Source organism: Streptomyces sp. NBC_00859, from assembly GCF_045161865.1.
Classification (GTDB): domain Bacteria; phylum Actinomycetota; class Actinomycetes; order Streptomycetales; family Streptomycetaceae; genus Streptomyces.
Window position 1 is genome coordinate 3,631,381 of record NZ_CP108826.1, and the last position, 25,725, is coordinate 3,657,105.

Here is a 25,725-nt window from a genome sequence, read left to right on the forward strand (position 1 = left end):
TCACAGGGCGGGCCCGCCGGACGGACGTCCGGACGGCTGGGCCGCCCCGGGACCGCGCAGCCGCTTCGCCCAGCGGACGGCGTGCGCGTTGTACGCCTCGATCAACGCGTGTGCCCGGTCGCCGTCATTGCTCGTCACCGCGTCGACCAGCTGCTCGTGCCCCTGCCACAGCCACTCCTCCTGCTCCGCACGGCCACGCAGATACGGCACGGCGAACACCCAGCACTGCACGCGCAACCGGTGCAGGAAGTCGGAGATGTAGCGGTTGCCGGTGAGCGCGCCGAGCTCACGCCAGAACCGCAGGTCGTATCCGATGAGGATCTCCAGGCTGCCGGTCCGCGCGGCCTGCCCGGCCTCTTCGGCCCGGCGGCGCACGGACAGCAGCAGCTCGCCGGACACCCCGCGCACCGCGAGCCGCCGGAAGATACCGTCGACGATCAGCGAGCGGGCCTCGACCATCGCGCAGTAGTCGTCGACGGTGTACTCGTGGACCCGGAAACCCTTGTGCTGGTCCGAGTCGAGCAGCCCCTGCGCGGTCATCTCGACGAGCGCCTCACGGACCGGGGTCGCCGAGACCCCGTATCCCTCGGCGATCTGCTTGACGGTGAAGATCTCGCCCGGTTGGAGACGGCCCGCAAGCACTTCGTCACGCAGCGCGTCGGCGATCTGCTGCCGCAGAGTACTGCGGGTCACCGCTCCGCTCGCGGGCATCGTCTTGTTTCCCCTCGTCCGACTCCGGACACCCTAAGGGGTCCTTGCGCTGCGAGGGTCCGATGAGGTCGCCTGGGCCGGTGCCGTGCATCGCAAGGCGCCGGAGAGTCCAGGATGGGGGTCCCCCGCTGGCCCTCAAGGCCTTGGGGGAAGAGCCACCTGGGCTTTTCGGCAACGCCGCGAGACGCGGTGCGGGCCCGTGCGACCGGGCGGCCATAGTGCGAGGACCCTATGGGGTCCTGTCCGGACAGCCTCCGGCGCGCGCGTAGACAGTGATCAGAGCCGAGGTGATCTTCCTACTGCCGCAGTTCACGAAGTACGTGCGCAGGGTCCGGCGCTTCACGGCCTCCTGAACACCGGCGTCCAGCGGCTGTCCCGGCAGATCGGAGACGACCACGATGCGCCGCGCGGCGATGATCCTTTCGCGGATCCGGTCCGGTGGCAGCTCGGTGCCGAACAGCGTGTGGGAGGCGCGCGGCGCGCGGGCGAGCGAGAGATCGGGGAGCCCGCGGAAGTCGGCGGGCCGCCACAGCGTCCACGCCCGGCGCCTGGCAGGGGTGAAGAGCACCCCGTCGAAGCCGCCGGAACGCCCGGTGGCTTCAACGGCCGCGGAGACCGCCGTCACGTCGTTCTTGCGGCTCTGCGGGGTCCGCAGCTCCAGGCCGACGGGCAGGAGCGCGACCAGTGCGGCGGCGACCGCGGCCAGCGCGACGGTCCGGGACCAGCACCGGTCCAGGACCGCACCGGCCGGCAGCGCGAGACCGGCGGAGCTGAAGAGGACGTAGCGGTCGACGTACAGCGGGTGGAGGTAGGACGCCGCGAGCAGCACCCCGGCGGGGACGAGCAGCAGCGGGAGCGCGAGCGCGTGCACGCCGGGTGGCAGCCGGATGCGGGCGCAGACCCATGCCCCGGCGGCCAGCGCCGCGTACCCGATGAGCGTGCCGGCGCCCGGCCTGCCGATCCATTCGACCTGCGCGGACTGGGAGGTGGAGAAGACCGCGAGCGGTGCGAGACCGGCCACGACACATCCGGCCGCCCACACGAACGCCCGCCGTGACCCCGCGAACCCGTGCCGCTCCGGGTCGGCCCGGCCCGGACCACGCGCCCCGACGGCACCACCAGCCCGGCCCGCGTCACCGGCCTGCACCGAAGCACGCGTCCCGATCGCACCACCGGCCCGGCCCGCGAACACCGTCACGCCGTGTGCTGCCACCGCCAGCACCGCGAACTCGTGCAGCAGACAGGCCGTCAGCATGGCCGCCGTGTATGCGACCCAGCGTTTCGTCAGCAGCAGCCAGGTCGCCCAGACGACGAGGGCGCAGACCAGCGCGTACGAGCGGCCCTCCTGTGCGTAGCGCTGCACCGCCGGGATCAGCGGCATGACGAGCCCGGCGAGCAGCCCCGCCCGCGGTCCCGCCAGCCGGTGGCCGATGAGCGCGACGCCTGCGGATGCGGCCGACACCGCGAGGACGGACGGCAGCCGCAGCGTGGTGAGCCCGCCGTCGTGGAGCGCGAACACGGCGTGCATCAGCAGGTAGTAGAGACCGTGGACGGCGTCGACGGTGCCGAGCGTCCGCCAGATCCCGGCGACGCTGCGGTGCGCCATCTCGTACGTCACTGCCTCGTCACCCCAGAGAGTGCCGTCGCGCCGGATGCCCCACAGCCCCACGGCGAGCGCCGCCACGGCGGGCAGGGCGACGGCAGTACGGGGCGACGGCCGGGGCGGGCGGGGCGGTTCGGTGGCCGGGGCGGCAGGGTCGTGGGTCGCGGGGGCGGTCCGCAGAGCGGTGGCGATGACGGGCTCCGGTGCTCGGGAGGGGTACGTCGTGCCAGCTCAGCCTCTGTCGAGTTGATGGGCAGCCCCCTCCCGCCACGCCCATCAATTACCGTGGTGGCATGGGTCGTCCAGAGAGGCCGCTGGACCCGGGCGCGGGTCCGGTGCAGCGCTTCGCGTACGAGCTGCGCAAGCTGCGGGGCGAGGCGGAAGGGCCCACGTACCGGACGATGGCTGCCGGTGGCCGGTACTCCGCGCCGACGCTCTCCGCCGCCGCGTCCGGTGAGCGGCTGCCGACGCTGCCGGTGGCGCTCGCCTATGTGGCTGCGTGCGGCGGCGACCTCGGCCACTGGGAGCAGCGCTGGCGAGAGGCCGCGGCCGCCGACGAGCCGGCGCCCGATGACACGGACACCGTCTCGCCCTACCCGGGGCTGGCTCGTGTCGAAGCGGGCGGCCACTTCTTCGGCCGGGCCGATCTGGTGGCCGAACTGACCGAGTTGACCGCGCGCCGCCGCTTCGTGGCGGTCGTGGGCGCGTCGGGCAGCGGCAAGTCCTCACTGCTGCGGGCCGGGCTGATCCCGGTACTGCGCACGGCGGACGGCCCACGGCCCGCGGCGATCCGTGTCCTGACCCCTGGCGGGCATCCGGTCCGCACGCACGCGCCGCGGATCACGGCGGGCGGCGGGCAGGACGGCAGCGCGGACTCCGGCGGCACGGTCGTCGTGGTCGACCAGTTCGAGGAGCTGTTCACGCTCTGCCACGACCCTTCCGAGCGCGCCGAGTTCATCTCTCTGCTGCTGACCGGCGGCGCACGTGTCGTCGTCGCAGTACGCGCGGACTTCTACGGCCGGTGCGCCGAACACCGGGCGCTGGCCTCCGCACTGCGGGACGCGACCCTGCTCGTCGGCCCGATGAGCAGGGCGCAGTTACGGGAGGCCGTCGTCGGCCCGGCGACGGCGGAGCGGCTGATCGTCGAGCGGTCGCTGACGGCACGCATCGTCGCCGATGTGGCGGACGAGCCGGGCGGCCTCCCGCTGATGGCGCACGCGCTGCGGGAGGTGTGGCGCAGGCGGCGCGGCAGGACGCTGACGGTCGCCGCGTACGAGGCGGTGGGCGGGGTGCGGGGCGCGATAGCCCACACCGCCGAAGAGGTCTACTCCGGGTTCACCGCCGACCGGGCCCGCACGGCGCGGGCCCTGCTCCTGCGGCTGATCTCCCCGGGCGACGGCACCCAGGACACCCGGCGCCCGGTCACCCGCACCGAGCTGGGGACATCGCCGGAGACCGCCGCCGTGCTGGAACAACTGGTCGGTGCCCGCCTGCTGACCGCGGGAACCACGACCGTGGAGCTGGCCCACGAGGCGCTGATCAGCTCCTGGCCCCGGCTGCGCGGCTGGATCGAGGAGGACCGCGAACGGCTGCGCCTGCACCGGCAGCTGACGGACGCCGCGCGCGCGTGGGAAGAGCTGGGGCGGGATCCGGGGGCGCTGTACCGGGGGATGCGGCTGGCCTCCGCCCGGGACGCGTTCGGCGCCGGTACGGCCGCGCCCCGCTCCGCCGGGCCTGCGCCCACCGCTTCGTATCCCAGCCCGCCCGGTCGCACCAGCCCCGGCCCCGGCCCCTCTGGACTCACGGCGACGGAGAGGGACTTCCTCAGCGCGAGTCTCGACGGGCACGACAGCGCTCTGCGTGCGGCGGCCCGCACCACCCGCCGCCTGCGCGCCCTCACCGTCACGCTCGCCGTGCTGCTCTGCGTCGCGGTCGTCGCGGGCCTGACCGTCGGGCGGCAGAGCCGGATCGCCTCACGGCACGCGGCCGAGGCCGAGGCACGGAGGGTGGCCGCGGCCGTCTCCGTACTGCGCACGACCGATCCCCGGGCCGCCATGCGGCTCAGCGTCGCGGCCTGGCGGATCGCCGATCTCCCGGAGACCCGCAGCGCGCTGTACGGGGCCGCCGCCCAGCGCGACCTGGATGTCTTCGGCGGCCCTTCGGCGGAGTTCGCCGCGGACAACAACGACACCTGGCGCCGGACGAGCACCGACGGCCGCACGCTGACGGTGATCGGCCCCGGACGCACCGACCGGTGGGACATCACCACGCACCGGCGGCTGCCGTCGTACGCGGGGCTCGGGGCGTACGCGAAACGGATCACCGCTGTCAGCCCGGACACCCGGACCGCCGCAGTGTCCGTGCCGGGCGGGCTGCGGATGTGGGACCTGGCGGCGGGGCGGCTGACCGGCCGGGTCTTCGGAGGCGCGGGGAAGGGCCCCGGCACCGGCTGGTTCACGGCGAACGGGCGGGCCTACGCCGTCAGCCACTACCGGCGCGACCTCCAGCTGTGGGACCCGCGCGCCGGCCGCCCGCTGCTCACCGTCCCGGAACCGCGCGACGAGGTCCGGGCCGTCCAGGTGAGCCCGGACGGCCGGCTGATGGCGTACTGCGCGGGCGGACCGCTCCAGGTATGGGATGTTCCACGGCACCGGAAGGTGCCGGTGCCGTGGGCGGCGCGCGATCTCTGCGACACCCAGGACTTCGTGTTCACACCGGACAGTGCGGCCCTCGCCTTCACGATGAACACGGCCACCGCGCACGGGGCGCTCCGTACCTGGGACGTGCGCTCCGGGCACGAACGCCCGCGCGTCTCCGTACCGGGCCTCTCCGAGGCGGAGTTCAGCCCGGACGGCGCGTACGCGGCGACGCTCACCGATGACGCGGTCCAGCTCTGGCGCCTGGCCGACCCGGCGAGACCGGTGCTGCGCACACCTGCGAGGGGCTCCGGCCTGGCGGGACTCACCCTGGACATGGCACACCGGGTCCTGCGGTACGAGGAGAGCGGCGGCGGGGCCCATGCCGTGCACACGGTCGCCCTGGACAGCGCGGTCGGCGTGGACTGGCACCCGAAGCGGGCGCCGCGCCGCCGCCCCGGCCCGGTGAAGGTGACCGGGCCCCGGGGGCAGACCCTCAACTCCACACGTGAGCTGACCGATCCGCGCACCGGCCGCACGACGCGCGTCATGCGCGGCGAGGACGTGCTCGACGGCGCCGCCTTCGGTCCGGACGGCCGCCACCTCGCGATGAGCGACATGAACGGGCGCGTCACGCTGTGGAACGGCTCCGGCACCCGGCTGCTCGCCGTGCTCGCTCTCGGTGTGCCGTCCAGCGGGGCGGTGCCCGGCTGGCACGTGCCGGCGCTCGCCTTCTCGGCGGACGGGCGCAGGGTCGCCGTGGGCGACAAGGACGGCGGGCTGCGGATGTGGGACACCGCGGACCCGGACACCGCGGGCGCGGAGCTGCCGCCCGTGGACGGCCCCGTGCTGGCGCTGGCCTTCACCCACGACGGCTCCGGGCTGCGCGTGACCACCCCGCACACGCCGTCACGCGCCGTGGAGCTGCGGCCGGCGCGGGCGGCCGCAGCGGTGTGCGCGCGGGCGGCCGGCGGACTGTCGCGCGCCCAGTGGCGGACCTACCTGCCGTCGGTCGCGTACCGGAGTACGTGCGGGGAACGCTGAGGCCGGCCGGTCTCAGCGCCCCCCTGCCGCGAACTCGGCGGCGGCTACGCGACCGCGTGCTCGTCGGCCACCGAGAGCGCCGTGTCCAGCGCCGCCAGGCCCTCCTTGGCCTCCGCCTCAGTGATGTTGCACGGCGGGACCACGTGCGTGCGGTTCATGTTGATGAACGGCCAGAGGCCGAGCTTCTTCGCCGCAGCTCCGAACGCCGCCATCGGCGCGTTGGCCTCACCCGTCGCGTTGTACGGGACCAGTGGCTCGTGCGTCTCCCTGTTCCGTACGAGGTCGAGCGCCCAGAAGGCGCCCACACCGCGCACCTCGCCGACCGACGGGTGCCGTGCGGCCAGGTCCGCGAGGGCGGGGGCCAGGATGTCGGTGCCGAGGCGGGCGGCCTGGCCGACGATGTCCTCCTCCTCCATGGCCTTGATCGTCGCGACGGCTGCCGCGCAGGCCAGCGGGTGGCCGGAGTAGGTGAGCCCGCCGGGGAACGGACGCTTGGCGAACGTCTCGGCGATCTCGCCGGAGATCGCGACGCCGCCCAGCGGGACGTACCCCGAGTTGACGCCCTTCGCGAAGGTCAGCAGGTCCGGGGTGACATCGAAGAGGTCGGCGGCGAACCAGGAGCCCGTGCGGCCGAAGCCGGCCATCACCTCGTCGAGGATGAAGACGATGCCGTACCGGTCGCAGATCTCCCGGACACCCGCGAGGTAACCGGGCGGCGGGATCATGATGCCCGCGGTGCCGGGGATGGTTTCGAGGATGATCGCGGCGACCGACTGCGGACCCTCGTAGGCGATGGTGTCCTCGAGGTGCTGGAGCGCACGGGCGCTCTCCTCGGCCTCGGTGGTCGCGTAGAAGGGCGAGCGGTAGAGGAACGGCGCCCAGAAGTGCACCACACCGGCGGACGCCGTGTCGGACGCCCAGCGGCGGGGGTCGCCGGTGAGGTTGATCGCGGTCGCGGTGCCGCCGTGGTACGAGCGGTAGGCGCTCAGCACCTTCGTACGGCCGGTGTGCAGACGCGCCATCCGGACGGCGTTCTCGACGGCCTCGGCGCCACCGTTGGTGAAGAAGATCTTGTCGAGGTCGCCGGGGGTGCGCTCGGCGATGAGGCGTGCGGCCTCGGAGCGCGACTCGACCGCGAAGGCGGGGGCGAACGTCGTCATCGTCGCCGCCTGCTCCTGGATCGCGGCGACGACCTTCGGGTGCTGGTAGCCGATGTTGGTGAAGACGAGACCGCTGGCGAAGTCGAGGTACCGGTTGCCCTCGTAATCCCAGAAGTACGAACCCTCGGCGCCGGCGACGGCGAGCGGGTCGATCAGGTCCTGGGCGGACCAGGAGTGGAACACATGGGCACGGTCGGCGGCCTTGACGGCGGCACCTGTCCGGGGGTCGGGCTGCTGGGTCTGAGGGGTCATACGGCCCAGCGTAGAGAGCGCACGGCAGGGAGCACATGGCCATCGTGTATGGACTCGGCCGGATTCGTCGGCAGGATGTCGCATTCCCGGACCCGGTGGCCGTCCGGACGGCCGGCCGGGCAGGCGTGACGGCCGCGTTCTCGTACGCCGGCTGGGGAGCCTGACACGGCTGGAACCACATCGCCGGTCGGCCTGCCCGCCCCGCGCTTCGTCGAGGCTCATGGCGGACGGCGACCGGCACCCACCGGACGTGACGGAGCGGGCGGCGGCCCCGGATTCCCCGTCACACCGGCCTCCCGGTCATATCGGCGTGCCGCGGGGCCGCACTATCCTCGCCTCCAGCGGGCGCGCGCGCCGGCGCGGCCTTGGGGAGGCGGCACAGCCATGGGGAAGTTACAGCCTGGCGATCCAGACGATGCCGGCGCTGAGGCCGGCGCCGCCGGTACCGGCGACTCCGCACCCGGCAGGCCGCTGCCCGGTTACAGCTACTGCACCCCTGAGCCGGCGCCCGAGCGGCCGGACCGCAGCAGCCGCTGGACCATCGCGCTCATCGTGGTGGCCCTGATAGTCGCGCTCGGCGCGGGCGGCTCCGTCTACGCGGTCATGAACAAGGACGGCGAACCGAAGACACCTGTGCCCCACGCCACCACCGGCTCCAGGGCTCCGGGCGGGGACGGCTCGTCCCGGAGTCATGCTGCAAGCCGGGGCAGGCAACGGAGCCGCCTCTGCTGCCGGACGGCGCCCTGGGCCACGTCAGCCACACCGGACGGGCCGGAGGCGGCCCGTAGCACGGCGCGTTACGCCGCGACACGATGGCGTTCATGAAGACCATTACCCAACGGGAACTCGCCGCGCGCTCCAAGGCAGTACTCGACGACGTCGAGGCGGGTGAGACGTACCACATCACGCACAACGGCAACGAGATCGCCGAGGTGCGCCCGCCGGCCGCCGGGCGCCGACGTCATCCCGGTGTGAACGCGCGTCGCGCCCGCTGATCGTCCGGGCCCCGGAGAGCCCCGCGTCCGCAGGCGTTCCGTGTGGCCGTCCAGTCTCCGGGTAGCCGGTCCCGAGAAGGATGAGCCCACGAAAGACGCAAGAGGGAGAGGCACACATGTCGTCATCGCTGGTCGAGACCGTGGACATCAACGCTCCGGTCGCCGTGAGCTGGGCGCTGTGGAGCGATGTCACCCGCTGGCCCGCCTTCCTGAGCCACGTCCGGATCGTCGAGCCGATGGACGAACGGCGGTTCGCCTGGCAGCTCTCACTGCCGGGCGCCGACAAGAACTTCGTCGCCGAGCTCACCGAGGTCGTACCGGAGGACCGGATCGCGTGGCGGACCACCGAAGGCGTGCACCACGCCGGTGTGGTCACCTTCCACCACCTCACCGACACCACGAGCCGGGTGACGCTCCAGATCGAGTACGACCCCAAGGGCTTCGTCGAGCACCTGGGCGCACTCACCAACCTCGATTCCGCACTCGCCAATTACAACCTGGGCGAGTTCCAGAAACTGGCCGAGAAGACGGCCGCCTCCTGAGGCGGCTAGCCTGGTCGGCAATGAACCATTTGCCGACGTCATCAGGCTCGCTCTCGCTCACCCGGTTCCCCGAGGACCCCCGCGACCAGCTGCGCGCCTGGGACGCCGCTGACGAATATGTGCTGCGCCACCTCGAAGAGAACGGGATCGCCGCGGGGGCCACTGTCGCCGTGGCCGGTGACCGGTGGGGGGCGATCACCACGGCTCTGGCCGCGGCAGGCCCCTCCGGGGAGGCCGGGGAGACCGGTGGCGCACTCGTACAGATCACCGACTCGTTCCTCGGCCAGGAGGCGACCCGGGCCAATCTGGAGCGGAACGGCGTCCCCACCGGCGCCGTGACCCTGCTCTCCACGCGGGAGACACCGCCGGAGCGGATCGACCTGCTGATCGTCCGGGTGCCGAAGAGCCTCGCGCTGCTGGAGGACCAGCTCCACCGGGTCGCGCCCGCCCTGCACGCCGGGACCGTCGTCGTCGGCACCGGCATGGTCAAGGAGATCCACACCTCCACCCTGAAGCTCTTCGAGCAGATCGTCGGACCCACGAAGACGTCCCTCGCGGTGAAGAAGGCCCGGCTGATCTTCTCCACCCCGGACCCGTCGCTCACCCCGGGACCCAGCCCGTGGCCGCGGAGTTACGAACTCCCCGCGGGTGTCGGGGCGGCGTCGGGACGGACCGTCGTCAACCATGCCGGGGTCTTCTGCGCCGAACGCCTCGACATCGGCACCCGGTTCTTCCTGCCGCACCTGCCGCAGCACGACGGCCCGGAGCGGGTGGTGGACCTGGGCTGCGGAAACGGTGTGGTCGGCACGGCCGTCGCCCTGGCCAACCCGCAGGCCGAAGTGATCTTCACCGACGAGTCGTTCCAGGCGGTCGCATCGGCCGAGGCGACATTCCGGAAGAACCTCGGACCCGACGCCCCGGCCGATTTCCGGATCGGCGACACCTTCGCGGGCGTCGCTCCGGGCTCGGTCGACCTCGTACTGAACAACCCGCCGTTCCACACGCACCAGGCGACCAGCGACCAGACGTCCCGGCGGATGTTCCGCGGAGCGCGCGAGGCCCTGCGTACGGGCGGCGAGCTGTGGGTGGTCGGCAACCGGCACCTCAGCTACCACGTCACGCTCCAGCGGATCTTCGGCAACTGCCGGGTGGTGACGAGCGACCCGAAGTTCGTGGTCCTGCGGGCGGTCAAGCGGTAGCGCGGGGCCGTACGCCGGAGCAGCGCGGCAGCGCCTGAGGCGCGGTAGCCGCCGAGAAGCGGTCCGTCCCCGCCGGACGCTCAGGCCGATGACAGCTGTTCTGCTATCTCCTTGACCCAAGCGGCACTCTTCGCCGGGTCGTTGAGGGAGGCCGCCCATTCGTCCGGAGCCAGCCGGTGGTTGGCGGGGCCTGCTTTGAGAGCGATGAGCAGGGCTCTGGCCGAGTCCCGCATTGCGGCCGTTGTGCCGCCGCTCCCGTTGATGTCCGCGCCTGCGGCCAGTCCGTACAATTTACGTGCCATGGCCTGGCGTTCGCCGTTCTGCACCTTCTTCCAGAACTTCAGGGCCTCCTTCAGCGCGTCCTCGCGGGAGGCGGGCTCCGCCGGGGCCTCGTCCGCCGCCCAGCGTCCGGGGTGGCGGGCCGCCTCGTAGCGCTTCATGCCCGCGCGGCCTGCCTTGTAGGCGGTGACGCCGAGGATGAGACCGGCCGCACCCGCTGCGAGACCCCAGCCGACCGGGTTGCTCGCCAGTCCGGCTCCTCCCGCTGTGGCGGCGACCGCCGTCACGATGCCGCCCGCGGCCTTGGTGGACTCTCCCACCGCGGTGAAGGCCTGCTTGCCCATCTTGTTGCGCTGCTTGCCGAGCGCGTACGTGTGCACCGTGTCCATCGTGTTCACGTCTTCGGCGCGCCGGACATCCCTGGCGGCGTCACGGGCTTCGCCCATCGCTGCCCAGGCCGCGTCGATGGCCTCGGAAACCCGCTCCAGCCGGTCTTCGCCCTCATGGTCCCAGTGGGCGTCCAGCGCGACGTATGCCTCGGCCGCGGCCCATTCGGCTTCCTGCCGGCTCCGGTTCAGCCGGGCCAGCGCACCGTCGTCGGTGCGGTCGGGCTTCGGGAGCCCTTTCAGGGCATGGTATTTGCGGGCCGTCAGGCCGAAGCGGCCCGCCGCGCGGGCGCCCTTCACCGCGCCGTAAGCGCTGGAGCCGATACCGCTCGCCTCGGCCGCTGTCATGGCGTGCGCCGCCTGCTGGGCCTTGGTCAGCTCCTTGGCGATGCCGAGGGCGTAGTTTCCCGCGCCGGCGGCGCCGACGACCGCGTCAGCCGTTTTGGAGTTGGACTTCTTGTCCGCTCCGTGGAAGGCGGCCCCGCTCTTGTACTTCTCGGCGTCCTTCCTGGCTTTGGCCGCCTCTATGCCACTGAGCAGGGCGCCGGCGGTCTCCGTGACGAGGTTCTCCCCCGCGGCGGCGGCTCCCGACGAGCCGGCGGAGTGCTTGAGTCCGTCACTGACCGTGGCGGAGGCCTGCTGGGAGAAGCCCGCGTTGGCAGGTACCTGGACGCCCTTGACGAAGGTGTCGATGAATTCGAGATTCTTCTTGACCCGGTCGAGGGCCGCGGCGATCCGGTCGCGATAACTCTTCGTTCCGGTGGACGCGTTGCCCTTCTGCGGTGCCTTCTCCTTCGCCGTACCCCTGGCGCGCTGCACAGCCGCGGTCGCGGCCCGGTTTCCGGCGGTGGACTGGATGCGCAGGAGGGCGCGCTCCGCCGGGGTTCCGGACGGGCTCCCGGCCCGGGTCCGGTCCCGGTGCTGCGTCAGGGCAGCAACGGACTGCCGGGTCGCGGTGCGTTGGACCGGGGTGCTCATGAATGTGTGCCTCTCCTGCGCCGGACCGGGGCGAGTGGAGATTAGCCAGGCAGGGCTAACAGAAGGGGCACAGCGGGAAAATTCTTCACGGAGCGCACGAAACGGGTGGTGGTCGATTCCACAGCTACTACGTCATGCCCCAAAGCACCTTCGCCAACTGCCGGGTGGGCACGAGCAACCCGAAGTTCGTGGTCCTGCGCGCCGTGAAGCGGTGACCGACGCCCACCCGTGCCCCACACCTCGACGGTGGGGCACGGGAATTGGCCTTTTCAGGCCTGGCGGCGCGTGACGAGGACCCCCTTGCGGCAATCCGGCCGGTTCGCCGCCGGGGTGATCAGCGAAGCCGTGGCGTCATCGAGCGCGTAACACAGCTGGGCGTGCAGCGTCTCGGCTTCGGCGGGCGTAAGTCGCAGAGCGGCGTCGGCCTCGAAGGCCCCGTCCCGGCGCAGCCACAAGTCAATGGAGAGCGACCCGTCCGGCTCCCGCCGCACGGGCTTGCTGGGCACCCTGCTCACACGTACCTCGTCCGTATCCATCAGGCCGCTGCTCCCGTGGTCCTGAGTACAAGACTGCCGACGCTGTATGCCTGACCCGCCCCTGCCACGACCACGATCCCGTCGAGCGCGAGCCGCATCGCGGTGCGACGGGTGCGGCGTTCGACGTCGAGAGCGTCGTAGAGGCGGTGGGTACGGGTGAGGCGCAGGGGGCGTTGCGGGTACGCGGACGGGTGCAGGGCAAAAGCAATCCGGGGTACGCGCCTTCGCGCGAGATGGGTGCGGATACGGTGGAACATGCTGGCGCTCCTCTGAGGGCGTTGGCCATGCCCCGGGGTGCTGATGACACCGCCGGGGCACTTCCCGTCCGGACGGTAATCGTGCGACTACCGCCCGAAGCCAAGGTTAGCCACAAAGATGCTGCCGCATCAACATTGATGCGCAAGGTACCCAGAGTGGCATATGCGAGGAGTGCTCCCTCTTCCTCAGACCAGTTCGTCGAACTCGCCCGACTTGGCCCCCGCCAGGAACGCCGCCAGCTTCGCGGGAGTCGTCCGGACGACCACCGCAGGGTCATCGCTCTCCCTGACAAGGACATCACCGTCGACAACGGCGAGTTCGAGGCAGTTGCCCGCTTGTTCCGAGAAAGACGACTTACGCCAGTGAATTTCCACGGTCCTCAAGCTCTCATAGCTCGTGCAGCACCTTGCGAATGAAGTCACGGGACGGCCCAGGCTCCAGCGACCGCGCCTCCATACGATCCAACACCGCACGGTAGTTCGCCAGATGGGTCTCGGCGTCGAGAAAGGTCACACCGCCTGGCACATCGATCTGCACCGTATCGAGCTGCCCGACCGGACCGCTCGCGTACATCGTGGAACTCCCCGCACTGGGGAACCCTCCGGCAGCGAAGGGAATGACGCGCAGCGTCACCGCATCCCGCTCCGAGTACTTCAGCAACTCCTCCAGCTGACGCCGCACGACCGACCGTTCACCGAAGAGCATCCGCAGGGCGGCCTCATGGAGGAGGAACGAGCAGGCAGGGGGACTCGCCCGGTCGAGCAGCGCCCGGCGCCGCATCCGGAATTCCACGTGCAGGTCCATCGCCTCGCGGGTCAGCGGCGGGACCGCCTCCCCGAACACGGCGCGGGCGTAGTCCTCGTGCTGCAGCAGGCCCGGCAGGTGCGTGATCTGCACGTGCCGCAGCGACTTGGCGTGATGCTCCAGCTCCACGAGGTCGAGCATGAACGGGGCGATCAAGTCCCGAAACTCGTCCCACCAGTTCGACCCGGCGCGCTCGCGGGCCATGTCCGTGAGGGCGTCCACGTAAGCCTGGTCGGGGCAGATGTAGTTGCTCGCCCAGACGCGCACACGGTCGGCGCTGACGCCGAATCGCGCGGACTCGGTGTTGCTGATCGCGGTCTTGTCCACTCGGTGCAGCGCGGCCGCGTCGGTGAGCGACAGCCCGACATGCTCCCGCATCCGCCGAAGCTCAGCCCCGAGCCGACGCTGGCGAGCGGTGGGCGGCTTACGGACGGGCATCGACTCCCCCTCCACTGGCTCGCCTTGGTCAACGCCCAGATTCTAAGCCCCTGCCCCCACCACCTGAGCCACCATCTGAGCCTCTGCCCTCACCACTCGACCCCCGCAACCGCGCGGCGGCCGGCCCGAACCCGGACCGGCCGCCGCGCGGTGTTCCTGCGCCGTTCTCAGTTGTCAGACGAACGAGTTGATCTCGATCGTCTCGGTCCGGCCGGGTCCCACACCGATCGCCGAGATCGGTGCGCCGGACATCTCCTCCAGCGCCTTCACATAGGCCTGCGCGTTCTTCGGCAGGTCGGAGAAGGTCTTCGCCTTGGTGATGTCCTCGGTCCAGCCCGGCAGGTACTCGTAGACGGGCTTCGCGTGGTGGAAGTCCGTCTGGCTGAAGGGCAGCTCCTCGACGCGCTTGCCGTCGATCTCGTACGCCACACACACCGGGATCTGCTCCCAGCCCGTGAGGATGTCGAGCTTGGTGAGGAAGAAGTCGGTCAGCCCGTTCACCCGCGTCGCATAGCGCGCGATGACCGCGTCGAACCAGCCGCAGCGGCGGTCGCGGCCGGTGGTGACGCCGTACTCGTGGCCGATCGAGCGCAGCTTGTCGCCGTCCTCGTCGAAGAGCTCGGTCGGGAACGGCCCCGCGCCGACCCGGGTGGTGTAGGCCTTGAGGATGCCGATGACCCGGGTGATCTTCGTCGGGCCGACACCGGTGCCGGTGCAGGCGCCGCCCGCCGTCGGGTTCGACGACGTGACGAAGGGATAGGTGCCGTGGTCGACGTCCAGGAGCGTGCCCTGTCCGCCCTCCATGAGGACGACCTTGTTCTCGTCGAGAGCCTTGTTCAGGACGAGCGCGGTGTCCGCGACGTACGGGCGGATCTTCTCGCCGTAGCCGAGCAGCTCCTCGACGATCTGACCGGCCTCGATCGCACGCCGGTTGTAGAGCTTGGCGAGGATCTGGTTCTTGCCGTCGAGCGCCGCCTCGACCTTCTGCTCCAGGATCGACTCGTCGTAGAGGTCCTGGACGCGGATGCCGACGCGGTTGATCTTGTCGGCGTATGCCGGGCCGATGCCCCGGCCCGTGGTGCCGATCTTCCGCTTGCCGAGGAACCGTTCCGTCACCTTGTCGACGGTGGTGTGGTACGGCGTGATCAAGTGCGCGTTACCGCTGACCAGCAGCTTGGACGTGTCCACGCCGCGGTCGTTCAGTCCGCTCAGCTCGGAGAGCAGGACCGCCGGGTCGACGACGACTCCGTTCCCGATCACCGGAGTGCACTCCGGTGTGAGGATTCCGGAAGGGAGGAGGTGGAGCGCGTACTTCTGGTCGCCTACGACGACCGTGTGGCCGGCATTGTTGCCGCCCTGGTAGCGCACCACGTAATCCACGGATCCACCGAGGAGGTCGGTGGCCTTTCCCTTGCCCTCGTCACCCCACTGAGCACCGAGCAGCACAAGTGCGGGCACAGGCGTACACCCCTTCCGGGCGGGGCATGTCCAAGGTCAGGGGGCGCACGTCTGGCGTACGCCGATACCCGAACCGTCGAACCGGCTGCCCCGGAATAGACGAAGCCCCTGGCGCAATAGCGCAAGGGGCTCTTGCACAAGGATGCTACCCGAGGAAGGACCGAGGTGTCGGCTCCAGATCCCGCAGCGAGCACCGAGCATCAGCTGCTGGTGGTCATCGACCCGGTCGCCCGCCGTGCGGACGGCGAATCCGTACGGATCGCGAAGGACGTGCTGTGCGCCGGAGCGCACGCCAAAATCTGCCTGCCCGACGGGCCGGAGGAGTTCGCACGGGCACTCTCCAGACGCGGCCACCGGCGCCTGGTGGTGATCGGTGACGACAGAGCGCTGCTCAGGGCGGTGACCGTGCTCCACCAGGAGCGGAACCGGGTGCGCGGCGCCCTGTCCCTGGTGCCGGTCGGGCCCGCGCCCGCGCTGGAGCTGGCACGGTCGCTGGGTGTCCCGGAGGGCGCGGTGGCCGCGGCGCGCTCGGTGCTCGACGGTGCGGTGCGCTGGCTGGACCTGCTGGTGGACGACAGTGACGCGGTGGTGCTCGGGGATCTGCGGATCCCGGCGGCCGGCCCGCGCTCGGGGCCGTCCGACCGGGACACGGGCACCCTGCTGTCGGTGTGGGGAGCCTGCCGCTCGCTCGTACGCACCCTGGTGGGCCCGGCACCCGAACCGGATGCGCCCAGGGAGCAGCGGTTGCGGGTGGAGGCGGACGGGGTGCTCCTGACCGATCTGGACCAGCCGGTGGCGGGCGTTCGCGTCTCGTCGCGGGGCGGTGCCGGGAAGGCCGAGGTGGTGATCGAGCTACCGTCCGGCGACCGGCTCACCGTGGAGGCGCTGGCGGTGCGGGTTTCCGGGCCGGATTTCCGGTACGGCAGGGACGGCCAGGTGGGCGGCCCGGTGCGGACCCGGACGTGGACGGTACGAGCGGGGGTGTGGGGGCTGACGCTGCCCCCGGCCGCGGCGTAGTCGCGGCGCGCGGCGGGACGGGGCCCCGGACGATGCAGCCGGGGCCACGCGGGCGGCCCCGGAGGGCCCCTCAGCCGAAGCGCCTCTCGCGCTCCACGTCCCAGCGCTCCATCAGTGACGCGAGCTCCCCGTGCAGGAACTCGAAGAACGCGAGCGTCTCCCCCAGCCGCTTGCCCTGGGGGGAGTCGCGGCCCAGGTTCTCGACGCCTTCGCGCAGGGCGTCCTCCCAGCGCTTGATGACCATGTCCCGGCTGGTCAGCGCCTCGTACCACTGGTTGCTGTGCACCCGGAAACGGTCCCGGCGCGAACCCGGTTCGCGTTCGCGCGTGACCATGTTGACCTGGGTGAGGTAGCGGACCGCGCCGGAGACCGCCGCGGGACTGACCTTGAGCTGGGCGCCCAGCTCGGCCGAGGTCAGCGCGCCCGATTCGGAGGCGAGCAGCGCGGCGAAGATGCGGGCCGGCATCCGCTGCATCCCGGCATCGGCGAGCTGCGCGGCGAACCGCTCGACGAAGCGGGACACCACCTCGGCCTTCGCGCCGTCCGCGGTCCGGCCCGCTTCAGCGTCCACAGGCTGTGCGCCGTCCACCGCCCGCCCGGCCGCGGTGTCCACAGCCTGTGCGTCGGCCGCGCCGCCGCCGGGGCCAGTGGTGTCGGATCCGGCGGCGCCGGGCCCGGTGGTGTCTTTGGTCGTCATCCCTGGATCTTCTCCCCAGCGTCCCCGGTCCCTGCCATCCGTACGAGCCTCCGTACGAGTTCCTCCGTGCGAGTTTATATGTTTCCTTAACTTCACAACTTTGTGAAATCACTGTACTTTCAGAAACATGACCAAGGCACTCACCGCCGCCGGACTGCACAAGTCGTTCGGCAGGACACCTGCACTGGACGGTCTCGACCTCAGCGTCGAGACCGGCGAGGTCCACGGCTTCCTCGGCCCCAACGGCTCCGGCAAGTCCACGGCCATCCGGATCCTGCTCGGCCTGCTGCGCGCGGACGCGGGAGCGGCGCAGCTCCTGGGCCGGGACCCCTGGCGCGACGCGGTGGAGCTGCACCGGCGCATCGCCTACGTGCCGGGAGACGTCACCCTCTGGCGGAACCTGAGCGGCGGCGAGGTCATCGATCTGTACGGACGGCTGCGCGGCGGTCTCGATCCCGCGCGCCGGGCCGGACTGCTGGACCGCTTCGAGCTGGACCCGACGAAGAAGGGCCGTACGTACTCCAAGGGCAACCGGCAGAAGGTGGCCCTGGTCGCCGCCTTCGCGTCGGACGTCGATCTGTTCATCCTCGACGAACCGACTTCCGGGCTCGACCCGCTGATGGAGGAAGTCTTCCAGCAGTGCGTGACGGAACAGCGCGACCGGGGGCGGACGGTGCTGCTCTCCAGCCACATCCTGAGCGAGGTCGAATCGCTCTGCGACCGGGTGAGCATCATCCGCCGCGGACGCACCGTGGAGACGGGATCGCTCGCCGAGCTGCGGCATCTGACCCGCACCAGCGTCGTCGCCGAGCTGGCCACCGCGCCGCGCGGTCTTGAGCGGCTGCCCGGCGTTCACGCGCTGGACGTCCAGGGCACCCGGGTGAGACTCCAGGTCGAGACGGACCAGCTGGACGCGGTGGTCCGCTCGCTCAGCGCGTCGGGTGTGCGGTCGCTGACCAGCACGCCGCCGACGCTGGAGGAACTCTTCCTGCGCCACTACACCGCACCGGACTCGGCCCCGCCAGGGACCGGGGCAAAGGCCGGAACCGGCGCCGGCGCTGCGGCGGCCGGAGCCGCACAGACCCCCGCGGTCCCCCGATGACCGCCGCCACCGGCCGCCCCGGCTGTGCCGCCGCCGCGCTGCCGACCGCCGCGGGACGCTCCGCACAGCAACTGGCGGGCACCGCTGCGCTCCTTCGGCTCGCCCTGCGCCGCGACCGGCTCATGATGCCGCTCTGGGCCCTGCTGCTCGGCGGCTCGTTCGCGTCCGTCGCGCGGTCCTTCACCTCGCTGTACAACACGTCGGCCGACCGTGCCGGGCTGGCCCGGTCGATGAACGCCAACAGTTCCCTGCGTGCGCTCTACGGGCCCGTGTTCAGCGACTCGGCCGGCGGGCTCACCGCCTGGCGCATGGCCGGGCTCGGGGCCGTACTCGCCGCCGTGATGAGCCTGGTCGTCGTCGTACGCCACACCCGCGAGGAGGAGGAGACAGGGCGTCAGGAGCTGCTCTCGTCGGCCGGCGTCGGGCGGCGGGCCCCGCTCACCGCGGCGCTGCTGGCCGCCATGGCCGCCAACGCCGCTCTGGCCTGCGTGACCGCCGCCGGACTCACCGCGTCCGGCGAGCCGGCCGGCGGTTCGGTCGCGCTCGCCCTCGCGGTGGCCGGGGCGGGAATGCTCTTCGCGTGCACCGCGGCACTGGCTGCCCAGCTCACCGAGAGCGCCCGCGCGGCGAAGGGGATCGGCGGGGCCGCGATCGGCGCCGCGTACGTACTGAAGGCGGCGGGCGACGCGGTATCGGGCGGCGGATCGTCCGGCCTGACCTGGCTGTCCCCGGTCGGCTGGGCCGAGAACGTACGGCCTTACGCGTCCGAGCGCTGGTGGGTGCTGCTGCTCATGGCGGCAGCAGTCGCCGCCCAGGCCGCCCTCGCGTACACCCTGGCCGGGCGCCGCGACCTCGGGATGAGCTTCCTGCCCGCACGGCCGGGACCGGCAGGGGGCCGGATGGGCACGGCGGGCGCGCTCGCCCGGCGGCTGCAACGGGGCGGCGTGGCCGGGTGGATCGCCGGGTTCCTGGTCACCGGGGTGGTCTTCGGCGGGATCACCGGCGGCGCGGGCGACCTGGTCGGTGGCAACGCGGGCGCCAGGGAGATCTTCGAGCGGATGGGCGGCCACTCCGGCCTCACCACCGCGTTTCTCGCAGCGATGACCGGGGTGCTCGGTACGGTCGCCGCGCTGTACGTCGTCGCATCGGTGCTGCGGCTGCACGCAGAGGAGACCGGTGGGCGCGCCGAGTCACTGCTGGCGGGCGGGGTCGGGCGGCTGCGATGGGCGGCGGGTCATCTCACCGTCGCCTTCGTGGGGTCGGCGGCCGTCGTGCTGGCGGGCGGTGCGGGCCTGGCCCTGGGGTACGGGCACGAACCGGGCGCGGTCATCGGTGCCGCTCTGGCCCAGCTTCCGGCCGTCTGGGTGCTGGGCGGCGTCGCGGTCCTGCTGTACGGGGCGGCCCCGAAGGTCGCGCCCGCGGCGTGGGCGGTGGCCGGTCTCGCTCTGGCCCTGGGGTGGATCGGCCCTGCGCTGAGGCTCCCGCAGCCGGTCCTGGGCCTGTCGCCCTTCGGGCATCTGGCGAAACTGCCGGGCGCGGAGATGGCCTGGACACCGGTGGTGGTCCTGCTGCTGATCACGGCGGCGCTGGTGACGGCGGGTCTTATGGCTCTGCGGCGGCGGGACATGACGGGCTGAGGGGGGGTGCTGTGGCCTGCGGGAGCCTCAGCGCACGTAGTTCGTGAGGACCTCGGTGTCGAGTTCGATGCCCACCGGGTCGGGCAGCATGAGGACTTCGCCGAACTTCGCGGTGTGGCTGTCGCGGTATCCGACGCCCTGCGGGTCCGGGTCCGGGGAGCTGAACACCGTGACGGCACCGGCCTCACGGTCGACCAGCAGACAGACCGGGATCCCGGCCGCGGCGTAGGCGGCCGGCTTCTCCTTGCGGTCACAGCGGTCGGTGTCACGGTCGTACGACGTGATCTCGACGGTCATCAGCACGCCGTCCGGGTCCGCCCACTCACCTTGCCCGGCGAAGTTCCCGCACGGGGCGAGAGAACCATCGGGACGCGCCCTGCCGTTGCGGTACGAATCGACCTTCAGGCCCTGATCACCGCCGTACAGACCGAGTTCGGGCCGGTGCTGCATACAGACTCCCTGCAGCCACATCCAGATCTCGTTGTGGTCCCCGTCCGGCACTCCGCTGTCTCCGATCCGACCGTCGATGAACTCCAGCCTGACGGCGTCGGACTCCGCGGCGGCGAACTTGGCGATCTTCTCGAATTCCTCGACCGTCACCTGAGACATGCGCTCTGCCATAACCGTCATCTTGCACCCCCTCCTGTGCGAGCACCAGCGTCACCGAGCGCCGGGCGGATCGGCCCGCACCCGTGACGATTCCCCCGCCCGAGTGATGGCTACCCCGGCCTGACCAGCCCCGTCTCGTACGCGAACACCGCCGCCTGGGTCCGGTCCCGCAGACCGAGCTTCACCAGGATCCGGCTCACATGCGTCTTGACCGTCGACTCCGCCACCACGAGCCGGGAGGCGATCTCCGCGTTCGACAGGCCGTGTGCGATCAGGACGAGCACCTCGCTCTCGCGCTCCGTCAGCTCGTCGACCCGGGCGAGAGCGGGCTGCCGCGGGGTGTCCGACAGCCGGGAGAACTCGACGATCAGCCGCTTGGTGATCGTCGGCGCGAGCAGGGCCTCACCGGCCGCCACCACCCGTACCCCGTCGGCCAGCTGACGCGCCGACGCGTCCTTCAGCAGGAAGCCCGACGCGCCGGCCCGCAGCGCCTGGTAGACGTACTCGTCCAGGTCGAAGGTGGTCAGGACCAGTACCTTCGCCGACTCGTCGGCGGCGACGATCTCACGGGTCGCCTCGATGCCGTTCAGCTCGGGCATCCGGATGTCCATCAGGACGACGTCGGGGCGCAGGGCCGCCACCTGGGCCACCGCCTCGACACCGTTGACCGCCTCGCCGACGACCTCGATGTCCGGCATGGCGTTGAGCAGGACCGAGAACCCCTCGCGGACCATCATCTGGTCGTCGACGACGAGGACCCGGATGTCCGGTGCCGTCATGACGACTCCTCTGCGGGCCGCTGCACCGGGATGAAGGCGGTGATCTCGTAGCCGCCTTCCCGGGTGGCCTCCGTGGTGATCTCACCGTTCAGCATGGTGACCCGCTCCCTCATCCCGGTGATGCCGTGCCCGGCGCCCGGAATGGGGTACTCCCTGCCCGGAGGGGGCTGAGAGCCGGAGGACGGCTTGACCAGGCCCTGCGGCGGCCCGTTGACCACGCGCAGCCCCAGCCCGCCCAGTACGTAGCTGATCTCCACCTGGGCCCGCGCTCCAGGCGCGTGGCGCAACGCGTTGCTCAGCGCCTCCTGGACGATGCGGTACGCCGACAGCTCCACGCCCTGCGGGAGTTCACGGACCGCACCGGTCACGCTCTTGTCCACACTCAGTCCCGCCTCCCGCACATTGGTCAGGAGCCCGTCGAGCTCGGCGAGGGTGGGCTGCGGGGCGTCCGGGGCCTCGTAGTCCTCCGCCCGTACGACACCGAGCACCCGGCGCAGCTCGGTCAGGGCGGCGACCGCGTTCTCCCTGATCACCTCGAACGACCTGGTCAGCTCGGGCGGCGGGTCGGTCACCCGGTACGGGGCCGCCTCGGCCTGGATGGCGACGACGGACATGTGGTGGGCGACGACGTCGTGCAGCTCACGGGCGATGGTGGTGCGCTCCTCCAGGAGCGTGCGCCGGTCGCGTTCGATGGCGGTGACCGTCTGCTGGGCGGTGACCTCGCGGTGCGCCTCCCGGCGGACCTGGCCCACCGTGGTGATGAGCAGCGCGACCCCGGAGAGGAACAGCATCATCGCCGTGTCGGAGCCGTTGATACCGACCGACACCGTCCCCGAGACCGCCCCCGCGAGGAACCCGTACAGCGCGGTGCCCGCCCACATCCAGGCGGCGGCCCGCGGCCTGGTCCTGGCGGCGACCACCGTCAGCACCACGAGATGGGCGAGGAAGGCGCTGTCGGACCAGGGCCAGGACCCGGAGCCGTTGTCGAGCAGGCCGACCACGGGCGTCGCCACCAGCGAGGCCCACCAGGCGCCGACCGGCCTGATCAGGGTCATCACGACCGTGCCGGCCGAGATCAGCCCGGTCAGGAAGGACAGCGTGCTGTCGAAGTCGGTGGTGCCGTGGGCCGACAGCAGGAGCGTGATCAGCGCGAGACCCAGCACCACCGCGTGCGGGGTCCATCCGGCGCGGGCCCGTATCCGGCCCGGCAGCCGCCCGGTCAGCGCCCCGTCCGTATTCATCGGCTGCAGCGGGCGGTAGGCGAAGGCATCGTGGAAGAGGTCCTGGCGCAGGCCCGCCAACGCCCCGGATGCCAGTCGGATCTCGGGGCTCCGCGTCTCTGTATCGGTCACACGGACAAAGGTAGGCGGCGGCGCGGTCACGGTCGTCCGCACTGATACGGATCCTGCCGGGTCCCTCTCAGGGACTACCGGAGGGTGTACTGGCAGGTGTACCGGCGGGTGTACCGGCCCTCACCAGGCGAGTTGCTCGATCTCCGCGACGACCACCGCGCAGGCGTCGGCCACCGGGTCGATCGGTGCGAAGTGCCCGACCCCGTCGAGCAGCGTCACACCGACCAGCTCGCCCTCCTTGGCCGCCGCGTCCGCGTAGGCGTCGGTGAGCTGCGGCGGGACCGTGGTGTCGTCCCTGCCCTGGACGACGGTGGTCGCGATGCCGGTGGGGAGGAGCGCGGCCGGGTCCGCCCACTCCTCACGGACCACGGCGGTGCCGGTCGCGCCACCGCCTGCCGACAGGAACTGCTCCACCGCGCCTCCGCACACGCCCAGCTCACGGGCGAGGCCGAAGTGCGCGATCGGGGCCAGGGCGACCACACCCCGGAAAGGCGGTGTGGACCTGTGCCACGGCGCCTCCGGCGGCAGGACGTGCCGGGCGGCCGCCCACAGCGCGAGATGGCCGCCGGCCGAGTGCCCGGTGAGGACGGTCCGCCGCAGGTCGGCGCGCGGCAGGAAATCCGGTACGAGTTCGGGCAGCGCGTCCAGGGCGGTGGCGACATCGTCGAGGGTTTCGGGCCACCGGCCGGCGTCCTGCGGCCCGGCGCCGCCCCTCCGGTACTCGATGTTGGCGACCGCGAAGCCCCGCCGGGCCAGGAAACCGGCGAACGGGGTGATGTGCCGGCGGTCGTACTGCCGGCGCCAGGAGCCGCCGTGCAGCACGACGACGAGCGGGACCTGCCCGTCGCCGCCGTGCGGGGCGTAGAAGTCCACGGTCTGGTCGGGGTGATCGCCGTATGCAGCGGTGGCATCGGGGGCGACGGCGGGGTGCGCGAGGACCGAATCGGCCTCTGCGTCGTCCGGCATACGGCTCCAACCTCTCTCTGTGCGGGCCTGGCTGCCCGGACCAGCCGGGACGTTATCAGGCCAGTACCTCCGCCAGAACGCGCGCGGCACGCAGCGCATCGCCGAAACCGACGTAGAGCGGGGTGAACCCGAAGCGCAGGATGTCCGGCGGCCTGAAATCCCCGACGACACCGCGGGCGATCAACTGCTTCATGACCGCTCCGGCGTCCTCGCACCGCAGCGACACCTGGCTGCCCCGCTGTCCCGGGGCGGCCGGTGTCACCGATTCGAGACTCACGCACTCCAGGAAGAAGTCCGTCAGGGCGAGTGACTTCGCCCGGACCGCCTCGACCGTCACCCCGTCCCAGACGTCGAGCGCCGATTCCAGCGCGAGCATCGAGAGGATGTCGGGGGTGCCGACCCGGCCGCGCGGGGCGCCGTCCGCGGGGGTGTACGCCGGTTTCATGCCGAACGGTTCCTCGTGCGAGGTCCAGCCCGGCAGCGGTGAGTCGAAGGACGCCTGGAGGTCCGGGCGCACATACAGGAAGGCGGGCGAACCCGGCCCGCCGTTGAGGTACTTGTAGGTGCAGCCGACCGCGAAGTCGGCCCCGTGGGCTCCGAGCCCGACCGGCAGCGCACCGGCGCTGTGGCACAGGTCCCAGACCACCTTCGCCCCCGCGGCGTGCACGGCAGCCGTCACGGCGGGCAGGTCGTGCAGGCGGCCCGTGCGGTAGTCGACATGATTGACCAGGGCGGCGGCGGTACGGGGACCGACCGGGTCGCCGGGGGTGTACGGCACGATCCGCCGGCCGGTCATCCGGGCCGCCGACCCGGCGATGTAACCGTCCGTGGGGAACGTCGTGGCATCGACGAGGATCTCGTCCCGGTCGTCCCCGGCCATCCGGACAGCGGCCACCAGTGCCTTGAAGACGTTGACGCTCGTCGAATCGCCGACGACCACCGTGCCGGGCGCCGCACCGACGAGCGGGGCGATCCTGTCACCGATGCGCTCCGGCGCGGTCCACCAGCCCGACTCCTCCCAGGAACGGATCCCCAGGGCGCCCCACTCCCGGGTGATGACCTCCTGCATCCGTGCCGGGACGTGCCGGGGCAGGGCGCCGAGGGAGTTGCCGTCGAGGTAGACGGTGCCGGGGTCGACGGTGAACAGCTCCCGGACCGGGGCGAGTCCGTCGGCGGCGTCGAGGGCTGCGGCCTTGCGGGCCAGGGCGGTCAGGTCCGGCACGGGACGCACCTGCGCGGATGTCATCGGCTGATCCTCGGTCGTCGGAGATTTCGGGGCGGTGAGGGCTTCGGGCCCGGCGCGGCCGGGGGCGGTCGTTACGGGGGCTTCCGGGGCCGCCAGCGTGGCGCGGGCCTCCGGGGCGACCGGGTCAGACATGGCTGCGCGCCGTCCACAGCTCCGGGAAGACGCTCTTCGCCGCGCGCTTCTCCAGCCAGGAGACCCCGGCCGAGCCGCCCGTCCCCGTCTTCGAGCCCATGGCCCTGCGCGTGGCGACCAGGTGGTCGTTGCGCCAGCGCCACACCAGCTCGCCGACATCGGTCAGCGCCTCACCGAGCCGGACCAGCGGGGTGTCCTGCTCCCCCGTGTACACCGCGGTCCAGACCGCCTCCACCTCCGGCGACGGCTCGTACTTCTGCGAGAGATCGCGCCGGAGCACCGCGTCGGGCACCGGCTGCCCGTGCCGGGCGAGGAAACGCAGCACCTCGTCGTACAGGCCCGGTTCCTGGAGCGCCTTCTCCAGCTCGGCGTGGACCCGCGGCGCTCCGCGGTGCGGGACCAGCATCGACGCGGACTTGTCGCCCAGCAGGAATTCGAGCCTGCGGTACATCGCGGACTGGAAGCCGGAGCCCTCGCCGAGCGCGCCACGGTAGGCGTTGAACTGCGCGGGGGTGAGCTGGGCCAGCGGCCGCCAGGATTCGTTGAGCGACTGCAGTTCGTACGTCGAGCGCTTCAGGGCCGCGAGCGCGACGGGCAGATCGTCACCGCGCAGAGCTGCCGCGGCGGTCTCCCACTCATGGACGATCACGGTGAACCACAGCTCCATCACCTGCGTGGTCACGAGGAAGACCATCTCGCCCGGATCGTCGGAACGCAGGTGCTGAAGGTGGGTGAGGACATCTGCCTGGACGTAGTCCTCGTACGGGGTGGTACCCGCGAAATCCAGGTTCGGGGCCGTTTCGTGCGAAGGCATCGACATCGCTGTCTCCTCGATGGTGCTCCAGGTAGCGGTCCGCCTCTTCCATCGACAGGTGGGCTCCGGTCCCCGCCTTCATCATCGGCGTGATC

General features: G+C 71.7%; 25 protein-coding genes. 9 read left to right on the plus strand and 16 right to left on the minus strand.

Features of this window, described 5'->3' with window-relative positions; all coding sequences use genetic code 11:
• Entirely contained in the window at nt 1-711 is a 711-nt protein-coding gene (locus OG584_RS15600) for a GntR family transcriptional regulator (RefSeq protein ID WP_405778432.1), read from the minus strand.
• 229 nt (nt 712-940) lie between these two features.
• Nucleotides 941-2,395, minus strand: coding sequence for a hypothetical protein (locus tag OG584_RS15605; RefSeq protein ID WP_405778433.1), 1,455 nt, complete (start codon nt 2,393-2,395; stop codon nt 941-943).
• A gap of 212 nt (nt 2,396-2,607) precedes the next feature.
• On the opposite strand from OG584_RS15605, the gene OG584_RS15610 reads away from it, so the two are divergent.
• The gene (locus OG584_RS15610; RefSeq protein WP_405778434.1) at nt 2,608-5,994 is read left to right on the plus strand and encodes a hypothetical protein; all 3,387 of its coding nucleotides are present in this window, start codon (nt 2,608-2,610) and stop codon (nt 5,992-5,994) included.
• Between the two features lie 44 nt (nt 5,995-6,038).
• Here the strand turns inward: OG584_RS15610 and OG584_RS15615 are convergent, their stop codons facing one another.
• Nucleotides 6,039-7,406 (minus strand): aspartate aminotransferase family protein, encoded by a 1,368-nt coding sequence (locus OG584_RS15615; RefSeq protein WP_405778435.1) that lies wholly within the window; start codon nt 7,404-7,406, stop codon nt 6,039-6,041.
• Between the two features lie 35 nt (nt 7,407-7,441).
• Between OG584_RS15615 and OG584_RS15620 the strand changes: the two genes are divergently transcribed.
• From OG584_RS15620 to OG584_RS15640, 5 genes are all read left to right on the plus strand, one after another.
• Entirely contained in the window at nt 7,442-7,570 is a 129-nt protein-coding gene (locus OG584_RS15620; protein ID WP_405778436.1) for a hypothetical protein, read from the plus strand.
• A gap of 220 nt (nt 7,571-7,790) precedes the next feature.
• The gene (locus tag OG584_RS15625) at nt 7,791-8,231 is read left to right on the plus strand and encodes a hypothetical protein (protein ID WP_405778437.1); all 441 of its coding nucleotides are present in this window, start codon (nt 7,791-7,793) and stop codon (nt 8,229-8,231) included.
• On the plus strand, nt 8,228-8,401 hold the full coding sequence (locus OG584_RS15630) for a type II toxin-antitoxin system Phd/YefM family antitoxin (protein WP_405778438.1): 174 nt from the start codon (nt 8,228-8,230) through the stop codon (nt 8,399-8,401). Before OG584_RS15625 ends, OG584_RS15630 begins: the two co-directional genes overlap by 4 nt.
• A 116-nt stretch (nt 8,402-8,517) precedes the next feature.
• Nucleotides 8,518-8,943: an SRPBCC family protein gene (locus OG584_RS15635; protein ID WP_405778439.1), complete on the plus strand. Its 426-nt coding sequence runs from the start codon at nt 8,518-8,520 to the stop codon at nt 8,941-8,943.
• A gap of 20 nt (nt 8,944-8,963) precedes the next feature.
• Nucleotides 8,964-10,142 carry a methyltransferase gene (locus OG584_RS15640; protein WP_405778440.1) on the plus strand — a complete coding sequence of 393 codons (1,179 nt, stop codon included), beginning with the start codon at nt 8,964-8,966 and terminating at the stop codon, nt 10,140-10,142.
• A gap of 80 nt (nt 10,143-10,222) precedes the next feature.
• Here OG584_RS15640 and OG584_RS15645 read toward each other — a convergent pair whose 3' ends face one another.
• From OG584_RS15645 to OG584_RS15670, 6 genes are all read right to left on the minus strand, one after another.
• Complete coding sequence (locus OG584_RS15645; RefSeq protein WP_405778441.1) at nt 10,223-11,785, minus strand: hypothetical protein; 1,563 nt, start codon at nt 11,783-11,785, stop codon at nt 10,223-10,225.
• 269 nt (nt 11,786-12,054) lie between these two features.
• Nucleotides 12,055-12,321 carry a hypothetical protein gene (locus tag OG584_RS15650; RefSeq protein WP_405778442.1) on the minus strand — a complete coding sequence of 89 codons (267 nt, stop codon included), beginning with the start codon at nt 12,319-12,321 and terminating at the stop codon, nt 12,055-12,057.
• The gene (locus OG584_RS15655) at nt 12,321-12,578 is read right to left on the minus strand and encodes a hypothetical protein (protein WP_405778443.1); all 258 of its coding nucleotides are present in this window, start codon (nt 12,576-12,578) and stop codon (nt 12,321-12,323) included. Before OG584_RS15655 ends, OG584_RS15650 begins: the two co-directional genes overlap by 1 nt.
• Before the next feature lie 186 nt (nt 12,579-12,764).
• Complete coding sequence (locus OG584_RS15660) at nt 12,765-12,953, minus strand: DUF397 domain-containing protein (RefSeq protein ID WP_405778444.1); 189 nt, start codon at nt 12,951-12,953, stop codon at nt 12,765-12,767.
• 13 nt (nt 12,954-12,966) lie between these two features.
• Nucleotides 12,967-13,821 carry a Scr1 family TA system antitoxin-like transcriptional regulator gene (locus OG584_RS15665; RefSeq protein ID WP_405778445.1) on the minus strand — a complete coding sequence of 285 codons (855 nt, stop codon included), beginning with the start codon at nt 13,819-13,821 and terminating at the stop codon, nt 12,967-12,969.
• 174 nt (nt 13,822-13,995) lie between these two features.
• The gene (locus OG584_RS15670) at nt 13,996-15,279 is read right to left on the minus strand and encodes an adenylosuccinate synthase (protein ID WP_405778446.1); all 1,284 of its coding nucleotides are present in this window, start codon (nt 15,277-15,279) and stop codon (nt 13,996-13,998) included.
• A gap of 165 nt (nt 15,280-15,444) precedes the next feature.
• On the opposite strand from OG584_RS15670, the gene OG584_RS15675 reads away from it, so the two are divergent.
• Nucleotides 15,445-16,296 (plus strand): diacylglycerol kinase, encoded by an 852-nt coding sequence (locus OG584_RS15675; protein ID WP_405778447.1) that lies wholly within the window; start codon nt 15,445-15,447, stop codon nt 16,294-16,296.
• Between the two features lie 70 nt (nt 16,297-16,366).
• Here OG584_RS15675 and OG584_RS15680 read toward each other — a convergent pair whose 3' ends face one another.
• A complete protein-coding gene (locus OG584_RS15680; RefSeq protein WP_405778448.1) occupies nt 16,367-16,993 on the minus strand; it encodes a GbsR/MarR family transcriptional regulator in 627 nt (208 codons plus the stop codon).
• Between the two features lie 127 nt (nt 16,994-17,120).
• On the opposite strand from OG584_RS15680, the gene OG584_RS15685 reads away from it, so the two are divergent.
• Both OG584_RS15685 and OG584_RS15690 read left to right on the plus strand, forming a co-directional pair.
• Nucleotides 17,121-18,095, plus strand: a complete 975-nt coding sequence (locus OG584_RS15685; protein ID WP_405778449.1) for an ATP-binding cassette domain-containing protein — start codon at nt 17,121-17,123, stop codon at nt 18,093-18,095.
• Nucleotides 18,092-19,732, plus strand: coding sequence for an ABC transporter permease (locus tag OG584_RS15690; protein ID WP_405778450.1), 1,641 nt, complete (start codon nt 18,092-18,094; stop codon nt 19,730-19,732). Before OG584_RS15685 ends, OG584_RS15690 begins: the two co-directional genes overlap by 4 nt.
• Nucleotides 19,733-19,759: 27 nt before the next feature.
• Here OG584_RS15690 and OG584_RS15695 read toward each other — a convergent pair whose 3' ends face one another.
• The 6 genes from OG584_RS15695 to OG584_RS15720 form a co-directional block, all read right to left on the minus strand.
• Nucleotides 19,760-20,362, minus strand: a complete 603-nt coding sequence (locus tag OG584_RS15695) for a Uma2 family endonuclease (protein ID WP_405778451.1) — start codon at nt 20,360-20,362, stop codon at nt 19,760-19,762.
• 89 nt (nt 20,363-20,451) lie between these two features.
• Nucleotides 20,452-21,120, minus strand: coding sequence for a response regulator (locus OG584_RS15700; protein WP_405778452.1), 669 nt, complete (start codon nt 21,118-21,120; stop codon nt 20,452-20,454).
• Nucleotides 21,117-22,472 carry a sensor histidine kinase gene (locus OG584_RS15705; RefSeq protein ID WP_405778453.1) on the minus strand — a complete coding sequence of 452 codons (1,356 nt, stop codon included), beginning with the start codon at nt 22,470-22,472 and terminating at the stop codon, nt 21,117-21,119. The genes OG584_RS15700 and OG584_RS15705 overlap by 4 nt, the downstream gene beginning before the upstream one ends.
• A 120-nt stretch (nt 22,473-22,592) precedes the next feature.
• Nucleotides 22,593-23,438, minus strand: a complete 846-nt coding sequence (locus OG584_RS15710) for an alpha/beta hydrolase family protein (RefSeq protein ID WP_405778454.1) — start codon at nt 23,436-23,438, stop codon at nt 22,593-22,595.
• Between the two features lie 55 nt (nt 23,439-23,493).
• Nucleotides 23,494-24,684, minus strand: a complete 1,191-nt coding sequence (locus tag OG584_RS15715) for a kynureninase (protein WP_405778455.1) — start codon at nt 24,682-24,684, stop codon at nt 23,494-23,496.
• 124 nt (nt 24,685-24,808) lie between these two features.
• Nucleotides 24,809-25,630 (minus strand): tryptophan 2,3-dioxygenase family protein, encoded by an 822-nt coding sequence (locus OG584_RS15720; protein WP_405784093.1) that lies wholly within the window; start codon nt 25,628-25,630, stop codon nt 24,809-24,811.
• Nucleotides 25,631-25,725: the final 95 nt, after the last annotated feature.